This window comes from Ensifer sp. Root142 (genome assembly GCF_001426785.1).
In the GTDB taxonomy this organism is placed as follows: Bacteria; Pseudomonadota; Alphaproteobacteria; order Rhizobiales; family Rhizobiaceae; genus Ensifer; species Ensifer canadensis.
The window spans coordinates 23648-41364 of the sequence record NZ_LMFK01000030.1 but is presented as its reverse complement, the minus strand read 5'-3'; the positions used below and the strand labels follow the sequence as shown (position 1 = coordinate 41364).

The 17717-nt window shown below is 60.6% G+C and carries 14 protein-coding genes and 3 pseudogenes; 8 read left to right on the top strand and 9 right to left on the bottom strand.

Translation table 11 applies throughout. The features are described 5' to 3' along the window. A partial coding sequence (locus tag ASD52_RS39150) for a hypothetical protein (RefSeq protein WP_162254179.1) occupies nt 1–295 on the bottom strand: 295 nt, incomplete at its 3' end. Here ASD52_RS39150 and ASD52_RS40330 point away from each other — a divergent pair. From ASD52_RS40330 to ASD52_RS40325, 3 genes and pseudogenes are all read left to right on the top strand, one after another. Then, a pseudogene (locus ASD52_RS40330) lies at nt 294–386 on the top strand (AsnC family transcriptional regulator); the annotation flags it as partial. The gene ASD52_RS39150 and the pseudogene ASD52_RS40330 overlap by 2 nt on opposite strands. 119 nt (nt 387–505) lie before the next feature. Then, the gene (locus ASD52_RS24515) at nt 506–1447 is read left to right on the top strand and encodes a hypothetical protein (protein ID WP_057225698.1); all 942 of its coding nucleotides are present in this window, start codon (nt 506–508) and stop codon (nt 1445–1447) included. Then, nucleotides 1395–2273, top strand: a pseudogene (locus tag ASD52_RS40325) (PLP-dependent cysteine synthase family protein); the annotation flags it as partial. The gene ASD52_RS24515 and the pseudogene ASD52_RS40325, both read left to right, overlap by 53 nt. Before the next feature lie 62 nt (nt 2274–2335). On the opposite strand, the gene ASD52_RS24500 reads toward ASD52_RS40325, so the two are convergent. The 6 genes from ASD52_RS24500 to ASD52_RS24475 are packed head-to-tail and all read right to left on the bottom strand — an operon-like array spanning nt 2336 to nt 8607. Beyond that, the gene (locus tag ASD52_RS24500; RefSeq protein WP_082571873.1) at nt 2336–3961 is read right to left on the bottom strand and encodes a tripartite tricarboxylate transporter permease; all 1626 of its coding nucleotides are present in this window, start codon (nt 3959–3961) and stop codon (nt 2336–2338) included. 2 nt (nt 3962–3963) lie between these two features. Next, complete coding sequence (locus tag ASD52_RS24495) at nt 3964–4395, bottom strand: tripartite tricarboxylate transporter TctB family protein (protein WP_057225694.1); 432 nt, start codon at nt 4393–4395, stop codon at nt 3964–3966. Continuing rightward, nucleotides 4392–5351: a tripartite tricarboxylate transporter substrate binding protein gene (locus ASD52_RS24490; protein WP_057225691.1), complete on the bottom strand. Its 960-nt coding sequence runs from the start codon at nt 5349–5351 to the stop codon at nt 4392–4394. The genes ASD52_RS24495 and ASD52_RS24490 overlap by 4 nt, the downstream gene beginning before the upstream one ends. 49 nt (nt 5352–5400) lie before the next feature. After that, nucleotides 5401–6651, bottom strand: coding sequence for a pyridoxal-phosphate dependent enzyme (locus ASD52_RS24485; protein ID WP_057225689.1), 1251 nt, complete (start codon nt 6649–6651; stop codon nt 5401–5403). Beyond that, on the bottom strand, nt 6648–7841 hold the full coding sequence (locus tag ASD52_RS24480; RefSeq protein WP_057225688.1) for a Xaa-Pro peptidase family protein: 1194 nt from the start codon (nt 7839–7841) through the stop codon (nt 6648–6650). The genes ASD52_RS24485 and ASD52_RS24480 overlap by 4 nt, the downstream gene beginning before the upstream one ends. Continuing rightward, entirely contained in the window at nt 7831–8607 is a 777-nt protein-coding gene (locus ASD52_RS24475) for an IclR family transcriptional regulator (RefSeq protein ID WP_277996370.1), read from the bottom strand. Before ASD52_RS24475 ends, ASD52_RS24480 begins: the two co-directional genes overlap by 11 nt. Nucleotides 8608–8747: 140 nt before the next feature. Between ASD52_RS24475 and ASD52_RS24470 the strand changes: the two genes are divergently transcribed. Beyond that, nucleotides 8748–8999 (top strand): helix-turn-helix transcriptional regulator, encoded by a 252-nt coding sequence (locus ASD52_RS24470; protein WP_057211016.1) that lies wholly within the window; start codon nt 8748–8750, stop codon nt 8997–8999. On the opposite strand, the gene ASD52_RS37750 is transcribed toward ASD52_RS24470, so the two are convergent. Then, complete coding sequence (locus tag ASD52_RS37750; RefSeq protein WP_082523791.1) at nt 8983–9207, bottom strand: helix-turn-helix transcriptional regulator; 225 nt, start codon at nt 9205–9207, stop codon at nt 8983–8985. The genes ASD52_RS24470 and ASD52_RS37750 overlap by 17 nt on opposite strands. Before the next feature lie 192 nt (nt 9208–9399). Between ASD52_RS37750 and ASD52_RS37745 the strand changes: the two genes are divergently transcribed. The 4 genes from ASD52_RS37745 to ASD52_RS24450 all read left to right on the top strand — a co-directional run bounded on the left by ASD52_RS37745 (nt 9400) and on the right by ASD52_RS24450 (nt 12492). After that, the gene (locus ASD52_RS37745; RefSeq protein ID WP_158268947.1) at nt 9400–10047 is read left to right on the top strand and encodes a LuxR family transcriptional regulator; all 648 of its coding nucleotides are present in this window, start codon (nt 9400–9402) and stop codon (nt 10045–10047) included. Nucleotides 10048–10185: 138 nt separating this feature from the next. Beyond that, nucleotides 10186–10809, top strand: a complete 624-nt coding sequence (locus tag ASD52_RS24460; RefSeq protein WP_057211012.1) for an acyl-homoserine-lactone synthase — start codon at nt 10186–10188, stop codon at nt 10807–10809. A gap of 694 nt (nt 10810–11503) precedes the next feature. Beyond that, nucleotides 11504–11989 (top strand): antitoxin Xre/MbcA/ParS toxin-binding domain-containing protein, encoded by a 486-nt coding sequence (locus ASD52_RS24455; protein WP_057211010.1) that lies wholly within the window; start codon nt 11504–11506, stop codon nt 11987–11989. Beyond that, nucleotides 11986–12492, top strand: a complete 507-nt coding sequence (locus ASD52_RS24450) for an RES domain-containing protein (protein ID WP_057211008.1) — start codon at nt 11986–11988, stop codon at nt 12490–12492. The genes ASD52_RS24455 and ASD52_RS24450 overlap by 4 nt, the downstream gene beginning before the upstream one ends. 59 nt (nt 12493–12551) lie before the next feature. On the opposite strand, the pseudogene ASD52_RS24445 reads toward ASD52_RS24450, so the two are convergent. Next, nucleotides 12552–12812: pseudogene (locus ASD52_RS24445) on the bottom strand (DUF2493 domain-containing protein); the annotation flags it as partial. Nucleotides 12813–17717: the final 4905 nt, after the last annotated feature.

The window sequence follows — 17717 nt, the reverse complement described above, 5'->3', positions numbered from 1 at the left end:
TCGACGGCGCGCCGGATCGCTGCGCAAAGGCTTCAAACCGCTTTTGAAGCCAGGGCGACGGTGAACCCTCCTTCGAGGAGCCCACCGCCTCAATGATTACGTCAAAACGCAATCCCAGCTTGAGCATCCGCGCCTCGAAATCCCTGACGACGGACAGCGTCTCTCCGCCCGGGCCAAACTCGTCGTTCTGCTTGGCGAGTTCCCGCTCTATTTTGCTGACGCTCGCCGTTGTGGGCGCCAGCACACAAATTGTCTTGCCACCGGCCGAAACGAAGTTGCTATCGACGCCGGCCACCCGATTGACGCGGCTGCAAGGCGTTGCCTCCATAGAGGCAAGCTTCTTCGCGCTGAGCCAAATCAAGCATTCCCAAGCGCTGCCGTTTTAGCATTCAACCGACGAGATCCGCCAAAATACCGCACAAGCTGATGAAATCTCCGGGAAATCGCGAATGGCCCTCACTCTGCCGCAGGAGGAAGGATAGAGGCGCAACCGGAGTTACGGCCGATGGTCAGTTCACAGGCATCTGAGCAAGGTTTTCCACCATCCACGCCCGGTGCCGGCTACGGCGAAGCGATTGGACACCATGGAGAATTTCTCCAAGGCGTATTTAAGACGCCGGAGGGCGGCCTGAGGCGCGGCCTTCTCACGGTACCGCACCCTCGCTTGAAGAGCGTCGCCAACTTCTGGCCGCGGACAGGCAAGCAGATCCGAACACGACCGGACGATAGAGAAAAGGCTGCAGCTGCGGCGCGCCTGACTCTCGATTTCCTTGGCCAGAACAAGGTCGGCGGCGACCTGACGATCAGCAGCAATATCCGGTTCGGGAGCGGTCTTGGGTCTTCGACGGCCGATGTCGTCGCGGCAATACGGGCAACTGCCGATGCCTTCGGAAAACGGCTTTCACGTCTCGATCTCTGCGATCTCGCTGTGCGGGCGGAAACTGCCATTGACGCGATCGCCTTCGGCATTCAGCCGGTCCTTTTCGCCCATCGCCAGAGCGGGCTGATCGAAGCTTTTTCCGGTGACTTTCCAGACCTTCTCATTGTCGGATTCGATACCGGAGACGACCCTATCAACACGACCGAGCACAAGCCGGCTCGCTACTCGTCCGATGAGATCGAACTTTTCGCCGTGCTTCGCGGCCTCGTTTCAAGGGCGATCACCGATCGCGACACCGCGCTTTTCTGTCGCGTCGCAACCTTGAGCGCACAGATCAATCAACGCCACCTACCCCGTGCGCGCTTTGACGAGATCACCTGGCTTGCCCAGGAGTGCAATGCGCGAGGAATACAGGTCGCCCACAGCGGCAATATCGCAGGCCTGCTATTTGACGTTGGCAACCTATCGGCTGCGTTGACGGGCACGCGCTCCCTTAAACATTCCGGCTTTGGCAATGTCGGCGTTTTCCATTTTCCCAGTGGTAGGGAATTGCAGAACCATGAATGAACTCAATCGATCTCGGCTTTCAGCCTTCGAGCTTCCCAGAATGGTTCCCATGCATGCCAACCTCTATGCTGCGTGCTTCCAGCTCATGAAGCTTCTTCCCGCGCGGTTCATGCTCGACCGGGCCGAAGATGTCGGCAGGCTGAAACCCGGGGGACATATCGTCGAGACAACGTCCGGCACGTTCGGAATGGCATTGGCCATGCTGGCTGCCGTGCGCGGCTACAGACTATCGCTGGTTACCGCCTCCAGTCTGATCGACGCGGACTTCGCGCGCAGGCTGCGGGACCTCGGCACCATGCTGACAATCACCGACGATCCGGAAGGTTCCGGCAATCAGCAACTTCGACTGGAGCGGCTTGCGGAAATACAAAAAATCTTTCCCGGCAGTTTCTGGCCCAATCAGTATGACAATCCGGACAATCCCCTCGCCTATGCAGCGGTCGCTGAGCATCTCATCCGGACAGTTGGGTCAATCGATTGTCTGGTGGCGTGCGTCGGCTCGGGCGGATCGATCAGCGGCACGGCGCATTTTCTTCGGGTGGTTTCTCCGGAGACTCGTGTGATTGCGGTCGATACCCACGGCAGCATCCTTTTCGGGCAGCCACCGGCTCCGCGAAAATTGCGAGGAATGGGCAACAGCATCGTGCCGAGGAACCTTCGGCACGATCTTGTCGACGAGGTTCATTGGGTCGGCGCCCGGATTGCGGTGGAGGCCGCCTTCAATCTCTTCCGCTCCCACGGCCTGTTTGTAGGGCCGACAAGCGGGGCGGCATTCCTCGTTGCCGACTGGTACGCCCGCGCAAATCCTGAGGCGAAGATCGTCTTTCTGCTTCCTGACGAGGGGCATCGCTACAACGCAGTTTATGCCGCTCTGCCCTGCCTTGAGGATCAACGCTCATCTTCTTGCTTCGAGACTGGCGGACCGATCCTGATCGACCGGATCGTCGCCGGTAGCGAGGCCGACTGGTTTCGGTTTGCCTGGGCTCGCAGGTCCATCGAGGACGTCATAGTTAGGCCACTTCGGTCATGACGTGCTCTCCGGCCGCTGATCAGCGGCACTAAGAGGATGGCGATGGCTGCAATGCTGAACGCGACGGCAATCGGACTGTTCATGAAGACATTAAATTCTCCCGCACTAAGAATGATGCTTTGCTGGAGGTTCTGTTCCAGAAGCGATCCGAGCAGAAAGGCCAGCAAGAGCGGCGCGAGTTCGAAACCGGCTCGCTGCAGCGCGTAAGCCGCAAATCCGCAGACCATCATCACCCCCACGTCGAACAGGCTGTTGTTGATGCTGAAGGCGCCGATCGCGCAGAAGACTAGAATCAGCGGCGTGAGAAGCGCCGCTGGTACCCGCAACAGCAGCACGAAGATGCGCACAAGAGGCATGTTGAGCACTAGTAGCATCGCGTTTCCGACCAGCATGCTGGCAATCACGCCCCAGAACAGATCGGGGTGGTCCGCGATCAATGAAGGTCCCGGGGTGACGCCCTGCATGAGAAGCGCGCCCATGATCACCCCGATAACGGCGTTCGCGGGAAGACCCAGGCAAAGTAGCGGGATAAAGCTCGCCTGTGCTGCCGCATTGTTGGCGCTTTCCGGCCCGGCCACACCTTCGATCGCTCCTTTTCCGAACCGGTGCGGCGCGCGGGAAATCTTCTTCTCCATCACGTAACTTGCAAAGCTCGCTATCAAAGCCCCGCCGCCGGGAAGGAGACCAAGGAAAAATCCCAGCGCGGAGCCGCGCGATATCGGGCCGGCCGCGGCTCGCCAATCGGACCGGGTGGGCAACAGGTCACGGAGCCGATATCGATCGAAGCTGCTCGTCTCGGGCGGCTGTTTTCGCTGCGCTGCGACAAGCACCTCGCTCACTCCGAACATACCCATTGCGAGGACCGCGATATCGATGCCGTCACGCATATCGGCGCTGCCGAATGTGAACCTTTCTTCGCCGGTGACAAGATCCACCCCGACAGTGGACAGGAGGAGACCAAGGCCAATCATGACCCAGGCCCTTGCCCGGGACCCGCTGCCGACCGAGGCTGCAAGGGTTAGTCCAAAGAAGACCAGGGCGGTCTTCTCGATTGGGCCGAAACGAAGAGCGACGTCGGCAAAGGCAGGGCCTACCAGAGCGATGCCGAATGTGGCGGCGATGCCAGCGATGAAACTTGCGGAGGCCGACATGCCGAGAGCGGCGCCCGCCCGCCCCTGTCGTGTCATCGCATAACCGTCGAGCGACGTGATCGCACTTGCGGCCTCGCCAGGCACGCGGATCAGGATGGAGGTGATCGACCCGCCATACATTGCGCCGTAATAGATCGCCGCCAGAAGGATGATCGCGGCCGTCTGGTCGAGCGATACGGAAATTGGAAGGAGGAGGCTGACTGTTGCGGTGGGGCCGAGTCCCGGCAGCACGCCGACGGCCGTGCCGATTACGACCCCGATCAACGCGACAAGGAGATTGGATGGTTCGATCGCAACGAGCAGACCGCCAAGAAGATTGATGATTGAGTCCATGGTCAACTCCAGAAACCGGCAGGCAGGGGCACGCCCAGGAGCCTCTCGAAGACCGCCCAGCATGCGAAGGTCGTGCCCGACGCGATGGCGAGGGCTTGTGGCCAGCGCAACCGCTCAACGATGGCCACGACCAAGCTAAGAAAGACGAAGATTGCGGGCAGCGTCCCGGCGATGCTAAGCAGCCCCACAAATCCGATGATGGCGACGCCATATCCGAGGAAGCGAGGGATCTCGATCCTCTCGTCCATTCCCTCCTGACGCCATCCTTCCCGCATCGTTGCGGCTAGCGCCACGAGAAGAAGGATTGCCGCCGCTACGGGGAAGAGACCCGGCCCAGGCATCCCGTGTTTCCAGACCCCATGCGAAAGGGATGAGCTGATCGCGACGATCGACACGACGACTAAGCACGCGGCGACAATCGATGCGAGCCTCATGGCCGCAGCCCCAGAAGCTCGATCTGTTTCCCGATCTCGCGATAGTTCCGGGCGATCTCTTCGTGAAAAGCCTGGCCTTCCTGGAAAGTCGCCTGGCCGCCCAAAGTTTCCAGGAACCGCTTGTAGAGGTCGGTCCTGGTCATGACGCGAAGAGAGTCCTGCCAGTATTGCAGTACCTGTGCCGGCAATTTTGCCGGTCCGAAGAGCCCGTAGGCACTAGCGACGGAAAGCGGATAGCCGAGCTGCTTGAAGGTCGGGACATCGGGATGCCCGCTCACCGGCTCCGGCCCGGTTTCGACCAGAAGCCGCACCTTGCCGGCCTTGAGATGAGCTGCAAAGTCCGAGGAAACCACCATATCGATATGTCCGCCAAGGAGAGCGGTGATCGCATCTGCTCCGCCAGAAAATGGGACGAAAGCGGCTGTGACGCCCTCTTTGCGGAATGCCGCCTCGGTCGCAATATGGCCGATGCCGCGAGGGGCGGCAGTCGCCCAACGCAGCTTTCCGGGATTGTCCCTCCCGAACTTAATAAGATCGGGCCACTCCTTGAAAGGACTATCCGTTCGGACAAAAGCGGGAATGGCGATGTTCGAATAGGCCGCGATATAGGAGAAGTCGCGCAGAGGATCATAGGGTAGCGACTGCAGATGCGGTGCAACGAGAAGCGGGCTTGCCGAATAGAGCGACAACACCGTTCCATCGGCCTTGGCACGCCGGATCTGATCGGTCGCAATGGTTCCGCCGGCGCCGGGCCGGAATTCGACGCCGACCGGATATGAGTCCGTCAGCTTGACGTGCTCCGCCGCAATGCGGGCGGCCAAATCACCGGCCCCGCCTGCAGAGAAACCGACGACGATCGTCGCATTGTCGGTGGGCGCAGGATTCGCCTGGGCGAACGAGATTTTCGAAAACGCCGCCAGAGTTGCGGACGTGAAGAGAAATGAGCGCCTATTCATAGAGCTCCCCCTTGTTGGTCAGGACAGATTTCTTTTGCGGTGGCGACGCTTACACAAGCAGAGTTTGTTCAATTTCGTCCCAGGCAGCAGACGGCCTGGCATACGCCTTTACGGCTGGAATCGCCTGTTGCGAGATATCGAAATCTTTCATTCCGGAGGCCGTGATCACGGCCGCCACACAATCCGGACCGGCAATGACGCCGGTCCGGCGAAGTGTATCGATGGCGACAAGCGGTGCCACAGCCGACAGTTCGGCGAAAATACCCTCAAGCATCGCCAGGTCCCGTTGCGCCGCGAGCAGGCGGTCGTTGTCAACTGAGCAGGCAATCCCTCGGGATTGCCGCAGGGCGCGCAGCGCCTGGAAACTGCTCTGGGTGGCGCCGATCGACAGGGCAACGGTAGCGAAAGGCCGCGCCATTGCGGCGACTTGGTCGGACCCGCAGCTCATCGCCGCGTCTAGCGAGCCGTAAACCTCCGCCGCGATCAGGCGCGGGAGTTTTCGGACGAGACCGGCGTTGAACGCTTCCTTGAAGCCTTCCCAGACCCCGCTCAACACGTCGCCGTAGCAGACGGGAAGCGCACACCAGTCGAGATCCCGACCATTCATCTGTTCCGCCAACTCGAACGCAATGGTCTTGTAGCCCTCGACACCGATAGGATGGCTTCCAACCACCGGTGCGCTGAACGGAGAGGCGACCACCCATCGCCGGCGCTCCCAGCCCTCGGCCAGGAATTTCCACCGATCCATCTTCTCGTCGAACGGCACAACCGTCGCACCGAAGGCTCGGATCTGAGCGAGCATCGGAGCCGGTCCCCCGTTAAACGTGGAGACAATACATTGAAGACCGGCATGCGCCGCATAAGCCGCCAATGAGGCTCCAGCATTTCCGGATGACGCAGTGGCGATTGTCGAATATCCGCGCTGCCTTGCATAGGAGGTGAGGACTGCGGAAAACCGATCCTTGTGCGAGCCGGTCGGGTTGCGGCTCTCGTCTTTGATCAGAAGCCGTTTGACATCGAATTTGACTCCCAAGCGCTCCGCCGGCGAGAGGGGTGTGAGGCCCTCGCCCAGAGAAACCGTCGCGCTGCTTTCGATTGGCAGCATCGAACCGTACCGCCACATCGAGGGGATTTGGGTAAAGCCGTGATCCACCTGCGGCCAACGAGCCTCGTAGATCGGCCGCAGGTTCGAAGGCGCGGTCGCAGCACAGCGTGGGCAACCGCGTGAGTCGATTGGGAAACCGGATGGATAGGTTGCCTCGCAACGCAGACAGGATAGGTGCTCGATAACGACGGTCATGGCGCAATCACTCTAATATCTCCGGAGGATGTCAGCCGCTCGGCGCCTTGCCCGGTGACGACGAACATGTCCTCGACTTGCAGCCCATACGAGCCGATCATGTAAAAAGGCGTCTCGATGCACAGCACCATTCCCTCTTCGAGAACGTCTTTCGAGCCGGGAGCAAGGAGTGGAGAATCGTAGCCATCGAGCCCGATACCGTGGCCGACGTGATTTCTTCGGTATCGATCGAGACCTGCGTCCTGAACGGCGCGCATGATCTCGCCGAAAAGTTCGCTGGCGCTCAGGCCCGGTCTGACAATCGAGGCGCCGTGTTCGACACCGGCCCGTAGCGCGGCGTACTGGCTGCGCAGTCCGGAACTAGGCTCTCCGAAAGACGCGATCCTCGCGATATCGGCTCGATAGTGTTGATACCGCCCACCGACGTCGAAGCGGATGATGTCGTCCGGCCTCAGTGAGCGTTGCGAAGGCTGAACATTCATCAGGGCGCTCCGCTCACCGAACCCGATACAGCCAAGGATTGGTAACGTATCCTCTCGGACGGTCTTCTCGTGAAATACGCGGGCCATTTCGATCTCTGTGATTCCAGCCCGTGCAACGGCCAAGGCCGCCTCTACGGATATTTCCGCGACTTTACCGACGCGCCGAAGCCGCTCGATCTCCGAGGGGCTTTTGACGGATCGAGTAGATCGGAAGAGCGGCTGTGCATCGATGAAGGATGCTTGCGGGCATTTGGCGCTGAGCTGCTCGAGATAGCCGGGAGACAGGCCCGATAGATCCAGCCCTATTCGGGCCTTTCTCAGGCCAAGCTCCTCAAGCTCTGCGGCCAGTGCCTCAACGGGACTTGCATGCTCCCGAAGGGACTGCATCTCCGCGAGCCGCCGGCTCGTAAGGTCGTTTTCGACGTCGGCGCCGACTTCGACCGCAAACTCGCCATAACGCGCGACGCGCGCAGCCCAGACATTCTGATCGGCAATCAGATCGAGCGTCCCGCTGCTCGTGATTACGCTGGACCTCGTCTCCGCGTCGGCCCGTGGCCAGACAGCGTAGGCTTGCGGGCCCGGGCGGATCCATTGTGGCAATGCCCAGAAGCCGCTGAGATAGGTGACATTTTCCGCTCCGGTGGCGATGACGGCATCCAGGCCTTCAGCATCCATATTGCGCTCGAGGCGCGATAGATTAAGCAGCATCGGATTTCTCGCTTACGTTCGCGCGCACGACGCCGCGCGCCATTTCAATCGCTGCGGCCGCCGCCATGACCCTCTCGCCGACGGCGGCGACGGCAAGGTTGGGTTGCGCCGCGCGGGGGAAAGCAACGCTGATCGCAGCCACGATCACCCCCTTCGCATTGCGGAGAGGGGCACCAATCGAGAAGATGCCGGGAATATTCTCGTTGAGGGCTGTGGTGTATCCCACGCTTCGAGCGCGCCGCAGCTGGTCCATCAGTTTTTCAGGATCGGTGACAGTGCGTGGCGTCCTGCGTACGAAGGGCTCCTCGGCAGCGAGGGCGCGGATATCGTCGTCACTGCAATCGATCAGCAGCGCTTTTCCCAGTGCTGTTGAATGCAGGAACATGCTCTCACCCGGCGTTGCGCGAATGACCAAGGAACCATTGCTCTGCACCGCGGCAAGGTAGAAGGCCTTACTGCCTCGACGGGCGCCGAGGAAGCCGTTCAGGTCGTTGCTCTGCGCAAGCAAACGCAGCTCGGCGTCGGCCAGGGCGATCAACTCGTCCTGTTCGAGTAACGTGCGAGCGAGATTGAGTATCTCGTGTCCCGCACAATATCTCTTGGTGGATTCAATCTGATCGACAAACCCTTGCGCACACAGCGTATGAAGCAGGCGTTGGATGCTTGAAGGGCTTTGTTCAACCCGCCTCGCGATCTCGCGAACGCCGAGTGGCTCAGACGAGCTCGCGACGGCTTTCAGAACCATGAGCCCTCGCTCCAAAGACATATTTCCCTGCATTTTATTGTCCCGCTCCTGCGTACATCGTTCCATTTTTTGAATTAGGTCAGATATGAGCAGGCCCTGTCAATTAAAAATGTGCACTAAAGTTTGTCGTCCTATAGTTTGCACCCGCGCATCCATGACGCATGGACATCAGGGTGATAATCGGGAAAAACATCCAGCGCTTTAGAAGAGAGCGATCGCTCTCTCAGGAAGAACTGTCGTTTCGATCGGATTCCTCGAGGGCCTACATCAGCGGGCTCGAAGCAGGCAGAAGGAATCCAACTGCTCTCTCCCTTGTCAAATTCGCCGAAGCACTTGGGGTCACGGTCGTGGAGCTCATAACCGACCACGATGCAGACAGAAAAACCAAAAAGTCGATCAAGGCGAGTGAGTGAGATCTCTATCTACAAGAGCCTGTGGATCTGTCATGAGCGCAATTGCCAGGGCCTCGAGCGTGTCGACGGTGGGAGCGCTTTCTTCTCGCTCTAATTTACCAACATAATTGCGATCCAGCCCTGCGAGTTGCGCTAACTCGGACTGTGACATCCCTGAGCGGTGGCGCAAAATACGCAGATTTCTCGCAAATACCGATCTCAGGCGCATACCTCCATTTGTCATAAACGCCACTCGGAACCCACCTACTATAGTAAGCAATCGATAATCCCCCGATTGTCGACCGTTCAGTTCACAACTAAATCGAGAAGGTTAGTTTATGCGGGTTGTGCGATGCGGAATTCTTGGGAAGCGCTTAGCCTTTTCTCCGACGCTGTTACACAAGCGACGACGCCCCGAGGGGTGGGCGAAGCTCTTCGAAATCTTCTGGAGCCATTCGGATTTGATGCCTGTCTGGTCGCTCTTCTGTCTCCGACCGTGGAGTCTGTCTGGACACCGCAGGTTCTCGCGGATCTTTGGCCAAAAAGCTGGTCGGTGCACTACTTTGAAAACAAACTCGTTACCCATGATCCATGCGCGTCGCTGTGTCTTAGGACAGATCAGTTGTTCAGCTGGCGCAGCGTTACGCACCGGAGGCTGCCACAAGCGGAATATGAGGTCATGAAATCGGCGGAAGCATTCGGCCTGAGAGACGGTTTCTGCCTGCCGGTCCACGGTGCGAATGGACAAATCGGCGTTGTCTCCATCGCCGGCGGCGAAATCGAACAACGGCCCCCGCTTCGCTTTCTCATCGAGGCCGCGGGCTTCTGTGGTTACCAGAAGATACTGCGCCTGAAAGAGGAAACGGCACATCCAGTTCTGACAAAAAGGCAGGCCGAGATCTGCGACTGGATCGCCTCGGGAAAGACCGCCTCAGAGACGGCAACAATCCTCGGCATATCGGAGGCAACTGTCGAACGGCATTTGCGTGACACTCGCGAACGTCTCGGCACCGTGAACTCGGTGCATACGATCGTGACAGCGATCAAACGTCGAGAGATCCGCATCTGAGACCAGGAACGGCGGGCGGGTGGGATAACCATGCCTACAACCAAAGATCACATTTTGTTGACGACACATGCTCATTTTCCTGAGTATCGGCGGCGACGTTCCATCGATATCGTTTCTTCCTAAAGCGAGTGAGGGAACATGAAAGTAGTCGCCATACAGGGGTCGGCGTCGTGCCAGACAATGATCTGGCTAAGACAGTCTTACAGGCTGCGCGCCAAGGTCTTCCACCATCGGCTTGGTTGGAAGGTGACCGTCTCTCGGGATGAAGAAACCGACATCTTCGATCAATTGTCGCCTGACTATCTGCTGGTTGTCGACGCTCGAGATCATGTCGTCGGGACGGTGAGATTTCTACCGACGCACGGGTCAACCATGCTCTCGACTGTCTTCTCCTACCTGTTGACCAACAGCCCATCTCTGCCTGCAGGCCTGGTCGAAGCATCACGTTTCTGCGTCGACACTGAAAGATGCCGAAACCAGGAGTTTATCAATCTGGCGACTCGAAGCCTTTTCGCCGGCATGGTGGATTGGGCATTACAGCGCCACTATCCGCAAATCGCGGCCGTCGTGGACCTTCGAATGGAACGCGTTCTAAGACGCGCGGGATGGTCCCTTGCAAGGATATCCATCCCGCACTCGATGGGACGGGTTACCGGCGTGGCCGGCTATTTGCCGGTCAGTCAGGAAGTCCTCTTCGCGCTTCGGCCGTCCAATTACGTTTTCAGCGATCGGAGCGGCGATGCTTTTGTACACAATTGTTGACGCCAGCATACATCAACTTGTCCAAACCTCTTGAGCGCGGTGCAAGCCGATCTACCGATCCCAGAAGCGGAGCAGTCCTCGGCCGTAAACGCGACGATCGAGAACCTACGTTTCACTTCGCTCCGGCCGAAGAGTGACCATCGTCTCTACTAGGGTCAACAGCGACTCGACCGCATCAAGGGGAAGCGTCTCCACGATTTTGATCGGCTTACGGCGACTCTCGGCCTCGGCCAGTGTTTTGCCCAAACGATAAGAGCAGCGGCCATGATCAAATCTATTGGCGAAAAATCAAGTAGTTCACTGAGGTGAATCAATCGCGTGACGTGCATCTTCGTCTCGCTGCGCTCATAGCGGCCGTCCGCAAGTAGCGCAATGTAGTGACATATCATTTGCAGCGTCAACGGCCCATTTGAATGTGCCGGCGCCTCAAGGGCCAAAGATGATTCGATGCATGATTACTTTTGCACTGACTTGTTTCGCCTCGTTGAGCATCACGCTCAAAGAGTTCCCGATCCATCTCGGCGCGGGTTTCGGCCGCCATACCTTCGCTGAGCGAACACAAAAGTGTGGCGTGAAACTGCCTGCCCCGCAAAGCCGCAGTGACGCGGTCGAGGCTGTCGGCTTCCACGGACCTATTGAAAGAAGTCGCGCCAGCTGTCATATATGGAACGACAGATGACGTAGGAGATGCACCATGGCACTTGCGGTGGAAAATGGCTTCCCGGAAGCAACCGGCGGAGAATTGCAGAAGGTCGCAGCGTTGCTCGGCGGAACGCGTGTCCTGTCGCGCCGTCTGACGAGTGCGCTCGATGCCCATGAGCTCCTGCTGCATGGCTTGCCGGCTTCGGCGATCGATCACCTCGTCGGAAGCCTGCTCTTCATCGGCAAGACCGAATCCCTCGAAAAGGCCGTCGGCATGAGCTTGCGGACGTGGCAGCGGCGCAGGGATGCGCCGTCCAAGCCGCTTAGCCAGGAGCAAAGCGGGCGGGCATGGAAGTTCGCCGAGATCCTGGCAAAGGCGACGGATGTCCTGGGAACGCAGGCGGAAGCCGAGCAATGGCTGGAGCGTCCGGCAATCGGGCTCGACCAGCGCCGCCCGATCGATCTTTTGGGAACGCCCGCCGGCGTCGAACTCATCGAGGACTATCTCCAACGGCTCGAATACGGCGTCTATGCATGACGCCTCTGCCGATTGCGCTCGGTGGTTCCGAGCTGATTGCATGGCGGCTCGACCAAGCCGCCTATGCCCCGACCTGGGATAGTGGGGAAGGCGCCTATCGTGTCGGCGGGCGCTGGAACAGCAGGGGCATGCGCGCGGTCTATTGCTCGATCGACCCGTCGACGGCGATCCTTGAGGTCGCGGTCCATAAAGGTTTTCGCGTGCTTGATACCGTTCCGCATGTTCTGACGGCGGCCGTGGTCGCTGACATCTCCGCGGTGCATGTCGTCGATCCTTCCAGCGTTCCCAATCCGAACTGGCTGCGCCCCGGCATCCCGAGCGCGGGCCAACAGGCGTTCGGCGACGATCTGCTTCGCCGGCATCGCTTTGTCGCGATCCCGAGCGCGGTGTCGGCGCATAGCTGGAACCTGGTCTTCGTGGCAAGCGCCGCCACCGAGGCCTATGCGCTGAAGTTCCAGGAGGCTTTCGCTCTCGATACAAGGCTGCACCCACCATCGGCATGATGCGAGCGCGACCGGGCACAACTCGTGGCCGGTCGTAGAGTGCCTTGTGGTCATGGCGCTCACGCGTCGGTGATCCCGGACCCCGAGAAGATGATGACGCCGGCGGGCATGATCGAGAGCATGTCGTCGTTGCGGCGGAAGGGAGCCGCCTTGGCGTGCTTCGTCCAGTTCGGCTTGAAGGTGATCTGGGTCACCTTGCGGCTTTCCGCCCAGCAGGCGGCAATGCGCTCGGCGCCCTTCAGCGAACCGCCGTGCAGCAGGACCATGTCCGGGAATTTGGCGCGGGCGCGATCGAGCGCATCAAAGACGCGTTCGTGATCAGGTCGCCTCTCGGCAGGCGGTCGACCGAGCAATATCGATGATGTCGCCACGGGCGGCGGCCGAATCCCCCACATGAGGGAGACTACAGACGGATCAGCGCTCCGCGCCATCGCGGTCATTGCCACGCTGGCGATCCTGCTCAGCCTGCCGGAGGATCTGCTGGCGCTGCTCGTCCTGGGCACCTTTGGCAGTGGCAGCCTGTTCCCGCGCCGCACGAGCGGCACGACCGGCGGCAATTGCCTGCTGCTGGGCGGCTATCGCGGAATCGACAGCTACCGGCGCGGGCCGGTCCTGGGAGCGTGTCTCGTCGGCGCGGGCGCCCGGCGGTTTGCCCCCTCCCCCTGCGGTGTCAGCGACCGATTGCATNAAAAGAAAACGCGTCGATTGTTCGCGTGTTCTCGACGAGCGAAAAGACCGGCTTCGAGCTGGCAAGCTCCTGTTGATCCCTTGGTGGAGGTGCGGTGACCTRAGACCCTGAACTGRCGGCTTGATGGAAGAGTAGTATCGAGCCTACCGCTCCGCGCCATCGCGGTCATTGCTGCGCTGGCGATCCTGCTCAGCCTGCCGGAGGATCTGCTGGCGCTGCTCGTCCTGGGCACCTTTGGCAGTGGCAGCCTGTTCCCGCGCCGCACGAGCGGCACGACCGGCGGCAATCGCCTGCTGCTGGGCGGCGATGGCGGGATCACTCGTCGGCGGCGATCCCCGGTCCTGGGAGCGTGTCKCGTCGGYSCGGGCGSCCGGCGGTTTGCCCCCTCCCCCTGCGGTGTCAGCGACCGATTGCATYTGCTGCATCTGGATGTCRCGGCGCTRCTCGGCAAAGAGCGCRGARATTTCCTTGCGCATCTCCTCGACGGCCTGGCGCTCCGCACTACTGTCGACCATGGTCTCGAGGCGGTCCATCGATTTGTTCGCTCGAGAAACACGCTCGTCGAACTGYTCCAGCGATAGGGGCATGGTCTTTTCCTTCTGCTGTTGAATGTTTGCGATGAGAGTCTTGAGTGCCGCCGACGGCTCGYTCGACGGCGCGCCGGATCGCTGCGCAAAGGCTTCAAACCGCTTTTGAAGCCAGGGCGACGGTRAACCCTCCTTCGAGGAGCCCACCGCCTCAATGATTACGTCAGAACGCARCCCCAGCTTGAGCATCCGCGCCTCGAAATCCCTGACGACGGACAGCGTCTCTCCGCCCGGGTCAAACTCGTCGTTCTGCTTGGCGAGTTCGCGCTCTATTTTGCTGATGCTCGCCGTTGTGGGCGCCAGCACATAAATTGTCTTGCCGCCGGCCGAAACGAAGTTGCTATCGACGCCGGCCACCCGCTGGACGATCTCAATCATCGCGTCGCGGTCAGCGACCTCCTCCGTCTCCAGACGAAGGAGAGCAAAGCCGGCTGGCTGCGCAGCTTGTCCCGCCGCCGCGGCTGCGAACCGGTCGGCCGCCGCGATCACCGACGGCTCCGCGCCGGTCTTCTTCAAGGCGTTTGCGGTTGCCTGCCATTTTGGAGCAAGCGCGAGGTTTCTATTTGTCAAGGAGGCGGGATCCACGACGCCGGCGCGCTTGCGCTCGACACGTTTGACGACAGATGAGGTTTTTAAGTAACGCGAATTGGTCTTGGCGCGCTCATAGGCGCCGGCTTGCGCCTGGCTGTATGATCGGGTAGCCGCCACATCCGCGCGCCGCGTGGCGACCATGGCGATGCCATGCTCGCGTGCCTTTGCCGCGAACCGCTCGCGCCATTCGTAGAGTTCCGGCTTGGTGAGGCGCAGCGCCTTGCCGATGTCGTCTCGCGCCGAGATCATCGCATGGACATGCACATGGCCGGTATCCGGATGATGAGCGGTGATCCACTTGTGCCCGGCGACCTGCTCGCTCAGAAAATCCCGCACGGCCCGCTTCATCGCTTCCGGATCGGTTCCGGCCCGCGCCGAGAAGATGACATGGAAAGCATTACGTGGCTCGACGGTGCGAATGTGGGATGACCAGTCCCGCCAAATCCTATCCGCCTTTTCCTTGACGCTCGACCCGCGCTCGATCAGATCGCCTGAGCTCGTTGTGACACCCCTCTCGGTGCGAAGGAATTTTTCGAGGAAGTAGCGTCCGGATTTTTCGGAGACGGCCGCGCCGAGAATACGCACCTCGGCCGTCACTCCAGCGTCGGCCAATCGGCGTGCAAAACTGGCYTCCGCATTTTCGACAGCGCGCGCCGGCCCCTCGCCTTTCTCGCGGGTCTTCAGCGCTCCGGCGATCTTCTTGGCCGGCAGGTCCGTTACCGCGTAGACCGAGACCTTGCCATCCNGCGCGCCGGCCCCTCGCCTTTCTCGCGGGTCTTCAGCGCTCCGGCGATCTTCTTGGCCGGCAGGTCCGTTACCGCGTAGACCGAGACCTTGCCATCCGGATGCCGGGAATAGAGGAAAGGCTTTGATCCGAACGCGGCATTCAGGGCGTCGTGAAGTGTCGCCTCATCGACCTCATCAGCAAGCTTCATGGAAAAGGTGGCCAGCGCATTGACTGCATAGGCGTTACGGAATTCCGCGCCCCATTCGGCCAGCGCCGCGGCCCGGTCCTCGCGGCTTGCGACCGCGAGGCCATCCTGATCGTAGATCGGGATATCGACCTTGCNACGGAATTCCGCGCCCCATTCGGCCAGCGCCGCGGCCCGGTCCTCGCGGCTTGCGACCGCGAGGCCATCCTGATCGTAGATCGGGATATCGACCTTGCCCCTGTCGCCGTTTTCCTTCTCGACTTCGCGCGTTCCGAGATAGGTCATCAGGCCGGCGGCCGAAGCCCGGCTCGATACCGTCGACGTCACCTTGATCACGACCGGCTGTGCACCGGCGGCAATCGCTGCACGGCTCGCGGTTTCCGCTGAGGATCTANGCCGAAGCCCGGCTCGATACCGTCGACGTCACCTTGATCACGACCGGCTGTGCACCGGCGGCAATCGCTGCACGGCTCGCGGTTTCCGCTGAGGATCTACCCGTTGCGGCGCGGCGGGTGGAGATCGGCTGAGCCATGCGAGGCGCGGAAAGGCCTGCGCCCCCTCCCCCGCCGGCCGACTTCTTCAATTCATCTTCGTCATCCAGATTGCGGCCAGCACCCAAGGCAACGACGAGCGCGATGACACCTCCCTGCGATGCCTGGGACACCTGCAGGATCGACGCGATCGTCGGCTCGTTCGGCGATATCGGACCTCGACGTGTCTTGCTCGCAATGCCAGACGGTACAAAGCGCTSCTGCGGCGCCTGCCCCGACATCGCGATACCGATCGCGCGCCGCCGGCGCGATTCCTCATCCTCGTCAATCAGCGACGATGCTCGACGGACGGTATAGGTCTCGATCGCGCCGAGCAGCCCGGACCGAAGCCCGGCTCGATACCGTCGACGTCACCTTGATCACGACCGGCTGTGCACCGGCGGCAATCGCTGCACGGCTCGCGGTTTCCGCTGAGGATCTAYCCGTTGCGGCGCGTCGCGTGGAGATCGGCCGAGCCATGCGAGGCACGGAAAGGCCTGCGCCCCCTCCCCCGCCGGCCGACTTCTTCAATTCCTCTTCGTCATCCAGATTGCGGCCAGCACCCAAGGCACCGACGAGGGCGATGACACCTCGCTGCGATGCCCGGGAAGCCTGCAGAATTGACGCGATCGTCGGCTCGTTCGGCGATATCGGACCTCGACGTGTCTTGCTCGCAATGCCAGACGGTACAAAGCGCTSCTGCGGMGCCTGCCCCGACATCGCGATACCGATCGCGCGCCGCCGGCGCGATTCCTCATCCTCGTCAATCAGCGACGATGCTCGACGGACGGTATAGGTCTCGATGACGATGCTCGACGGACGGTATAGGTCTCGATCGCGCCGAGCAGCCCGGWCCAATCATGCGCCACGGCCAGTCCCCCTCCGYTCCCCACAGCTGATCCGCAGCATCAGGTCGACGTCGGCCCGCAGCCGAAACAGGCCGTCGAGAAGAGTGCGCAGCGCCGCGTCGAGATCCGGTTCATAGGCGACGCGCCCCTCATTCATCGCCCGGACCGCCTGGTTGAGATTGATACCGATCCGCCGCAGCTCCTCATTGGTGTCGCGCAGCGCGTCTGCCTCGGACGATCCAACCGGAAGCGGAAGGCCCGCCTGATCGCGAAACAGCAGCCGGATCACGTCGCTGGCGGTGCGGTCTTCTCCGCACAACACGGCAAGCGCCTCGCGCTCCTCCGGCTGCAAACGGACCCTAATCACCTCGCTCCGCATTGTTTCCTTCCCGCTTGTCAGGTTGCCGGAGGCGACCCGGAGCGCCAGAGGCGCGAACCACAGCCCTGCCGGAGGCGGGGCANATCACCTCGCTCCGCATTGTTTCCTTCCCGCTTGTCAGGTTGCCGGAGGCGACCCGGAGCGCCAGAGGCGCGAACCACAGCCCTGCCGGAGGCGGGGCGACGTCGAGTTTGTACCACAAACTTGACTATCCTGCCACAGAAAAGACAACTATAATTTATTCGAAATTCTAGCATACTCCAACGAACGATCTCGATCCGACCACCTCGGCCGATTGGCGCGAACCGACAAACTCCGGCGCGAACAATTACCCGCTTTTAACGCGCTCATCCCCACTTGCAGCGCTGGCAACTGGTTATTCATCGTTGATAATTAACAATTAGCAGTGCACATGTTGTTCATCATTAATGGCCCATTGTTGATTGCCTATTGACCATTACCCGTCGTCAGCGGGCAATCATCGGTCATCAATCATCAATGGTGAACGAGCAACGGGCAATAATTACGTTGCRAAAGGCAACTTTTGTAATTAATTATAATTTATCCTTGARCTGAAGGAGCCACCATGATCGTCACTATCGCCAACCCGAAGGGCGGAACCGGGAAGACCACGCTCGTTCGCGCGCTGGCGGGGACGGCAGCCCATGCG